1 protein-coding gene is annotated in these 1,412 nt (G+C 41.8%); it reads left to right on the top strand.

Features of this window, described 5'->3' with window-relative positions; genetic code table 11:
* Nucleotides 1–91: 91 nt before the first annotated feature.
* Nucleotides 92–1,399 (top strand): IS4 family transposase, encoded by a 1,308-nt coding sequence (locus tag AB4274_RS20395; RefSeq protein ID WP_372074907.1) that lies wholly within the window; start codon nt 92–94, stop codon nt 1,397–1,399.
* The last annotated feature ends 13 nt before the right edge of the window (nt 1,400–1,412 follow it).

A 1,412-nucleotide genomic window follows, 5' to 3' on the forward strand; every position in this document is an offset into this window, starting at 1 on the left:
TAATGCCGATCAGTTAAAGCCAAAGCGATCGGTTGAAGGATCCTTCAGAGCTGTCAAAATCCAAGTGTATTTAATGCACTTGGATTTTTTTATGGATGTTTCTCAAGCTCTAAACATAATTAATGATTGGAAACCTAGCAGCGTTGAGACTTTGTCTGACTTGCTTCCAATTGAACTCATCGACGAAGCCTATTCTCTTACTGATACTGTCACGATGAGAAAGAGGAAATTAACTTTAGAATCCATGGTGTGGCTGCTTGTTGGAATGGCTATCTATAACAGTAAATCCATGAAAGATTTAGTGAACCAACTTGATATTGTCGACCGTACAGGTAAAGCTTTTGTCGCACCGAGTGCGTTAACTCAACGTCGAAAGACGTTGGGTGAAGACTCAATTAAAGCGGTCTTTGAGCGAATGACTACGTCATGGTTAAACAGTGCAAAGTTACCCCAATGGAATGGATTAACGCTGCTTGGCGTCGATGGCGTTGTTTGGCGAACGCCCGATAACCCGCAAAATGAAAAGGCATTTTCTCGACAAAAAGGGACGCAATATCCGCAAGTGAGAATGGTCTGCCAAATGGAACTAAGCAGTCACATTATTACGGCCAGTGCATTTGATAATTACAATACAAACGAAATGATATTAGCTGAAAAACTGATAGAAACAACACCAAACCATAGCGTAACAATGTTCGATAAGGGGTTCTATTCTTTAGGTTTATTACATAAATGGCAAGACTCTGGCTCAGAGCGCCATTGGCTTATCCCCCTCAAGAAAAATACACAATATGACATTGTTCAATCTTTAGGGCGAAATGACAAACTTGTTCAATTACACAGTAATCCAAGAGCTAGAAAGCTATGGCCTGATTTACCAAAGTCGATAACCGCTCGACTTGTCACTCGTAAAATTAAAGGAAAAGACTACCAAGTATTAACCTCCATGACGGACTCCCTGCGTTACCCATCAAAAGATATTGCAGGCCTTTATGAGCATCGTTGGGAAATAGAGCTGGGCTACCGAGAGCAAAAACAATACATGCTTGGAAACCGTCTTACGCTGCGAAGTCGTTTACCAGAGCTGGTCAAGCAGGAGTTATGGGGCATCTTGCTTACTTACAATTTAATCCGATATCAGATGGTCGAGCTCTGCTTCAATTTAAAGGGAAATTACCTTCCTTATCAACTGAGTTTTAACGGCACGTTAGCTCATGTATCAGCGTTACTTGTAGGCTTACCTTATTCAACACCAGGCGCAATACCTCGTCAGCTAAAGGGGTTCCACAACATGGCTGAAAGCTTAATACTTGAAGGGCGAAGGGAAAGGACATTCCCTAGAAGAGTTAAACCCAGACCACAACGGTATGCTAAGAACAAAAATGCCGTTCACTCTTAAGTGAACGGCATTA

Source organism: Vibrio sp. 10N.261.55.A10, from assembly GCF_041470825.1.
GTDB classification, from domain to species: Bacteria; Pseudomonadota; Gammaproteobacteria; order Enterobacterales; family Vibrionaceae; genus Vibrio; species Vibrio crassostreae_C.

Excerpts from the sequence above, each read along its gene's own strand:
- AB4274_RS20395 (WP_372074907.1), top strand. The coding sequence starts at position 92 with ATGGATGTTTCTCAAGCTCTAAACATAATTAATGATTGGAAACCTAGC.